5 protein-coding genes are annotated in these 5,932 nt (G+C 62.3%); all 5 read left to right on the top strand.

Features of this window, described 5'->3' with window-relative positions; all coding sequences use genetic code 11:
• Positions 1–170: cupin (locus tag LJE91_11880; protein MCG6869391.1), on the top strand; the 170-nt coding region annotated here is incomplete at its 5' end.
• A gap of 92 nt (positions 171–262) precedes the next feature.
• The gene (locus tag LJE91_11875) at positions 263–1,546 is read left to right on the top strand and encodes a toll/interleukin-1 receptor domain-containing protein (protein ID MCG6869390.1); all 1,284 of its coding nucleotides are present in this window, start codon (positions 263–265) and stop codon (positions 1,544–1,546) included.
• Entirely contained in the window at positions 1,543–2,517 is a 975-nt protein-coding gene (locus LJE91_11870) for a MoxR family ATPase (GenBank protein MCG6869389.1), read from the top strand. Before LJE91_11875 ends, LJE91_11870 begins: the two co-directional genes overlap by 4 nt.
• A 5-nt stretch (positions 2,518–2,522) precedes the next feature.
• On the top strand, positions 2,523–3,533 hold the full coding sequence (locus LJE91_11865; protein ID MCG6869388.1) for a hypothetical protein: 1,011 nt from the start codon (positions 2,523–2,525) through the stop codon (positions 3,531–3,533).
• On the top strand, positions 3,530–5,926 hold the full coding sequence (locus LJE91_11860) for a formylglycine-generating enzyme family protein (protein ID MCG6869387.1): 2,397 nt from the start codon (positions 3,530–3,532) through the stop codon (positions 5,924–5,926). The genes LJE91_11865 and LJE91_11860 overlap by 4 nt, the downstream gene beginning before the upstream one ends.
• The last annotated feature ends 6 nt before the right edge of the window (positions 5,927–5,932 follow it).

Here is a 5,932-nt window from a genome sequence, read left to right as displayed (position 1 = left end):
GGCCCGGCGATTTTCTCTTCATCCCGCCCGACGTCCCCCACCAGCCGCGCAACCTCAGCGACACCGAGCCCGCACGCGCCATCGTCGTTCGCAACGATCCGAACGAGCAGGAGCACGTGGTGATCTACGATCCGGAGTCGGCGTCGGACAGCGGCGATTCAGCGCACTGAATCTGGTTTCATGACAAACGGTCGATAGTGTCATCTCTGCTCAAATCGGTTCTCGCGCTAGCGATCGTTAAAAAAACAGACAGCACGAAACCATGGGGAAACGCAAGCTATTCGTCAGTCACAGCTCGAAGACTACCGACACCGAGGACTTTCGGCGGCAGGTCTGCAGCAGGCTGCAACAGAACGACAATGGCTGGTATGTGCTCGTCGACAAGGACGGGGACCTCTACCCTACGGTGGACTGGGAACGTCGCCTGGACGAATGGCTGTCCGAATGCCATGCAGCCGTGATACTGGTTTCGGATGCGGCGCTGGAATCCTGGTGGGTCCACAAGGAGATGACCATACTCAGGTGGCGCTGGGCGCTGGATCCGCATTTCAAGCACCTGTTCATCGTATTGCTCGATGGCCTTACTCAGGAAGTCTTCACGCGCAAACGATTCGAGATACTCAATCTGGACCGCATCCAGTTTCTCACTGAACACGGCGATAGTCCGGAAACGATCGTGCAAGAGATCGAAAAGATACTTCCGAAAACTGTTCCGCCCGCCACGTCGTTCGATGATTTGAGAGACGTAATCGCGGACAGCCTGAGGTTCGGTGATCCGGGCAGGGCATCCGCCCTGAAACGGGCCTGCGATCGAATATCGCTGGAGGAGAAACTGGGGGAGCCCGTCCGGTGGGCCGGACCGGACCCCGCGCCCCACGCCGACGCTCTTTCAAGGCTGTTGCTGCGCGAAAACCGCTGCAGCATGGATATGTTGATCGACATGCTCAATGCCATCAATCCCCCCATAAACGCCGATGATGCCAGATGGCTGTATGACACGGTCAAGTCGTTGTGGGCCAACGAGGAAGCGGCCGCACTCCTGCCGCTCTGCCGCGTCCAGGAAGGGCACTCGCTGGGAGCGGTTGCCATGAACGGCCGGAAGCTGTTCCGATTTTCCGCGGAATGCCATGTTCGCCGCGCGCATCTCCTGGATAGCAGGTGGTCATTGATTTCCATCGACGTGAACCGAACCGACCTCGAGGCCATCGCCGAGGGTATCCGGGACCATTTCAGGGAATATATTCTCGAGGATCTCGATGAAACCGATGTCGAAACGGATCGTCAGATCAACGAGTTCCCGGATCCGATTTATGTCCTTCTGCCAGCGAAACGGGACGACGGGCACCTGCTCGATGAATTGCGCCGGAAGTATCCCGGTATCGTCTACATCCTGTCTGTCGGTGAGCAAATGCCGTCTCGTGACCGGCTTCCGGATAACGTGGTTCGGCTGGAGCCGCCCATCGATCTCGAAAGCGAGTCGCGGCAGAACAAGGCCTTGAACCAGGCAAGGAACCTATTGAGAAATCTATCGGGTGGTAAACGATGACCTACGTCCCCTACGTCCCCAGGCTGTTCACCGTGCCAACGATCGATACATCGAAGATCCCGTTCGATCCCGCACCTGACGATGCGGAAACGACGCGGCCCTATGTCTTCGACGACGACATTCTCGTGGCTCTGGACGTCGCCATGGCAACACGCCGGCCGCTGCTGGTCTCCGGCGAACCGGGCACGGGGAAGACGACGCTGGCCCGTGCAATGGCCGGTATCCTCGATCGCCGGTTTCTTCCCCGGGTCGTTACCTCGCGGACGCGGCTCGAAAACATCACCGGCGACCTGGATGCGCTCAGGCGGCTGCACCATGCCCAGGCCGCGCAACGGGGCGAGACGGCATTGCCGGAATGGGCCTATCGGGTGCCGGGCATATTGTGGTGGGCCTATGACAGGGAGAGTGCGTTCCGGCGGGGCGCCGACCCGGACGAATACAGGGAAGTGAAGGAAAGGAACGACCCCCGCTATCAGGATCCTGTCGAGCCGGGAATCGCCGGTGGCGAAAACAACGTCGTACTGCTGCTGGACGAGATCGACAAGGCGGATCCCGATGTCCCCAATGACCTGCTCGAACCCATGGACTCCCGAAGATTCCACGTATTCGATCAGGAGATCAGTGCGGACAAGACCCTGCAGGTGCTGGTCATTATCACGACCAATGGCGAGCGGGAACTGCCCCCTGCGTTCCTGCGCCGATGCGTGACATTGCAGCTCAAAGAAATAGACGAACAAACCCTGATCAAGGTCGCGAGGCACCACCATGGTGACGAACGGGCACCCCTGTACGAAGCGGTCGCGAAAAAAGTGATGGAACTCCGGGAGGATGCCGTTTCGAGCGGGCGACGGCGTCCGGGTACGGCGGAGTTTCTGGATGCGGTGCGTGCCTGCAAGGAACTGGAATTGACACCGAATTCCAAGGTCTGGCGCAGGGTCGCTGAAAGCACGCTGGAAAAACACATCGGTTAGTCTCGATGTCCGGGAACTCACGAGGCGAAATCTCTCTCGGCGATCTGGCGATCGCCATCAAATGGCTGTCGCCATCCGACCCGGGGCATCTCTCGCGCATTGCCCGCTGTCTGGGCCACCAGCTGGACGTGGACGTGACGCCACCGACCCGGGTGCAGGGGGTCTGGGATCCTTCCCATCGCCCAGATCGGGAGGCACCTTCGACCCCGGAACCACCCCGTATGGAACGAGAGGCGCCTCCGGCCGAACCCCGTGCGCCGAAGGTTTCGCTGCCGAGGCCACCACCACCCTCGGACGGATACATCAGCAGGATCGAGGAACTGCCGCCCCGGCCGGAGAGGCCGCCGGACTGGGTCATACAGGCGGAAACGCTCTCCCGCGCACCGGATATCGCGGCTCGCCCGGATCGGACACCGCTTTTCAGCCGGCGGCACAGTCGCGGCATACTGGCCGCCATCGTTGCGACAGAGAGCCTGTCGGGGAGAATCGACGAACGGGAGGTCATCGATACACTGACCCGTCAGCGGCTGCTGTCGCGGCTGCCCCGACAACCCGTACCGACGCTGCGACGCGGTGTGCAGCTCCTCTTCGATCGATCGGAGTCCATGGCGCCATTCTATGAGGACTTCACGGATCTGCTGGAGTCGCTCGGACGGCTTGTCGGCGGACACCAGCTATGGCATCGAAGTTTCAAGGGGTCTCCATTGAGATCCGTGAGAAGGTCAGGGAAAGGCGCCGGATTCAGGTTCTATCGCGGAACACCCCTGGTGGTCGCGACCGATTTCGGTATCGCGGCGCCGCTTTTCGGCAAGGATTCCGCGCGCCCGGGCGACTGGCTGCGCTTTGCGGCCCTGGCCAGACTGTACGACTGTCCGCTTATCGCCCTGGTACCCCATGACCCCAGGTGGTGGCCCGCCTCGCTGATGGCGCATTACAAACTGGTGCACTGGGACGCCTCGCTGAGCGCGGGTGATGTACGCCGCGCGATAGGCATGGGACACAGGATTTCGTCGTGACGCCAACCGGCGACATTGCCGCGGACGAGGATTTCCGGCAGATCGTCGATTCGGAGGGCAGGGACGTCATCCGTCTGGGAGCGTTGCTCTCGCCCGCGGCACACATCGATTCGAGGTTTCTCCGCAACTTCCGGATGCAGCTCCTGCCTGGCTCGGATGCCGGTCTGGAAGCCCGCTTCTGGCACAGCAGTCTCGTCGGCAGCCGCAGTCTGGGCACCATCACCCTGGACCCGGAAATCGTCCTTGAACTGGGCAGACGCCTGTTTGAGGAAGACCCCGAGTTACTGAAACGGTCCTGGAAATGCATCGAGTCGCAACACGAGTATCTGCCCGACACCCTGCGTCTGCAGGAAGCATTGCGATTCTCCTCGATCACGGGGAGCCCCGCTGATGCCTTGCTCGCGCGTGTGCACAAGACCCTGTCCGGTCTCAGGGACGGCGCTCAGCGCCGATCGATGGGCCGATGGCTGAAGACGACGCTGCCCGAACTGCCTTTACGGCAGCAACGCATGCCGCAGGTGCAATGGCTTGCGTCCGTGGCCGCCGCGGAGCTCGGGGACGCTCCCGAGTCCGTTTCCGTCCCGCAGGGGGAGGAAGGGGAAAACGTACCGGTCTGGCTGTTCCCCCGCAGGGAGGAAGAAACGGATTTCGCTTACCACCTGAAACTTTCTCCCGGTGTCCTGGCCGTGGTTCACGCCGAGGAACCGGGAGCAGTCACGCTCCCGATGCACGATGGTATTCCCGTCCTGCTGTATGTGACCTGGCAAACGCGAAGCGGGAACGGCAGCGGCTGGCTGCAGACCCGAGCGGACCAGCGGCTGACCCTGCCGCACGACTGCCGGGCCGTCGAGCTGGTCTCGCCGGACGGCCGGCGGTTCCGGCTCTGGGCCGAGCGTTCCGAAAAGGGGGAACAAACCGTTCCCGAGACCTCCGGACTGATCCTGCTGCACAGACCGGACGACAGGGAACTCGCCGACAGGGTGGCCCGTCTCCTTCGGGATCGCGATGTGAACGTTCGGCTTCGAGAGGAAGATGAATCCGTGCCGGCATCCGATTTCACGGACCAGCCTGTCGTCTGTCTCTGGAGCAAAGCGTCGGCGGCATACTGGGATCGACGGTCCAGCCAGCGGGGCGATGCCCCTCCCGGCGTTTTGCTGAGGACCGCGCCCGACGTGCCGTTACCGGAAGGCATGGGCGAATCCGGCGTGTTCGATCTGTTTGATTTCGACTCCCCGGACGGCGAGGGCCGGGTCGATCGCCTTTTGAAGCGCATACGGGCGCTCCTCGATGGACCGCGGCCACCCGCTGACCGGGGGCGTACCATTGTTTTCGGGGAAAGCGGGTATGTCGTGGAACCCGGCACGCCGGGTCCGGAGATCGAGTCCCTGCTCACCGAGCTGAACGATGCGGATACCACGCCGGCCCGGCGTCTGGAGATCGGCGACCGTCTGGCGGAACTCGGGGATCCGAGGCCGGGGGTCGGGGTGCGTGAACACCTCGTTGATCAGCGGTCGCAGGAGCATCCGGACGTTGAGGTGTCGCCCGTCTCACGATACCCGGCGGATGTACGGAAGTTGCTGGACGAACTGGCCGACCCCGGGACCGAGCCACCCAGGCGCCTGGAGATCGGAGACGAGCTGGATAGACGCGGGGACCCGCGACCGGGTGTAGGGCTGGACGGGAACGGACTGCCGGCGATCGATTGGGTGAAGATCCCCGGCGGTCGGTTCATCTACCAGGATGGGGAAAGCGTAAAGCTTCCGGACTCTCATATCAGCCGCTTCCCCATGACGAATCGTCAGTACCAGGCATTTGTCGATGACAAAGGATATGACGACGACCGCTGGTGGCAGGACCTCAAGAAGCCTAAACAGACAAAATCCATATGGCAACAGGGGAACCGCCCCCGCACCAATGTGGACTGGTACGAGGCGGTGGCGTTCACGCGCTGGCTTTCGGCACAGCTCGGTTACGAGGTCCGCCTGCCGACGGAGCAGGAGTGGGAGCGGGTGGCGCGGGGCAGGGAAGGGCGTGACTACCCGTGGGGCGGGGGGTACCGCTCGGGTTTTGCGAATGTCAACGAAAAGCGGATCGAGACTGGTTCATGGGACCTTAAGGAAACAACCGCCGTGGGGATGTACCCGCAGGGCGCCTCGATCGAGGGTGTGCTGGATCTCGCCGGCAATGTCTGGGAGTGGTGTCTTAACAAAGTCGAAAAACCAGAGGTGATCGCTCCCGACAAGAGTGGTGATTCTCGCGTGCTGCGCGGCGGCTCCTGGATCAGCTCTCCAGGCTTCGCGCGCGCCGCGGTCCGCGTCAGGTACTATCCCGACAACCGTAGGTACCTCGTCGGGTTTCGGGTGTTGTCGTCTGCCCCCATCGCTGGCCGCTGATCGTCT

Source organism: Gammaproteobacteria bacterium (genome assembly GCA_022340215.1).
Classification (GTDB): Bacteria; Pseudomonadota; Gammaproteobacteria; order JAJDOJ01; family JAJDOJ01; genus JAJDOJ01.
Note: the sequence above shows the minus strand (reverse complement) of the source record. Positions and strands in the feature narration are given on the sequence as shown.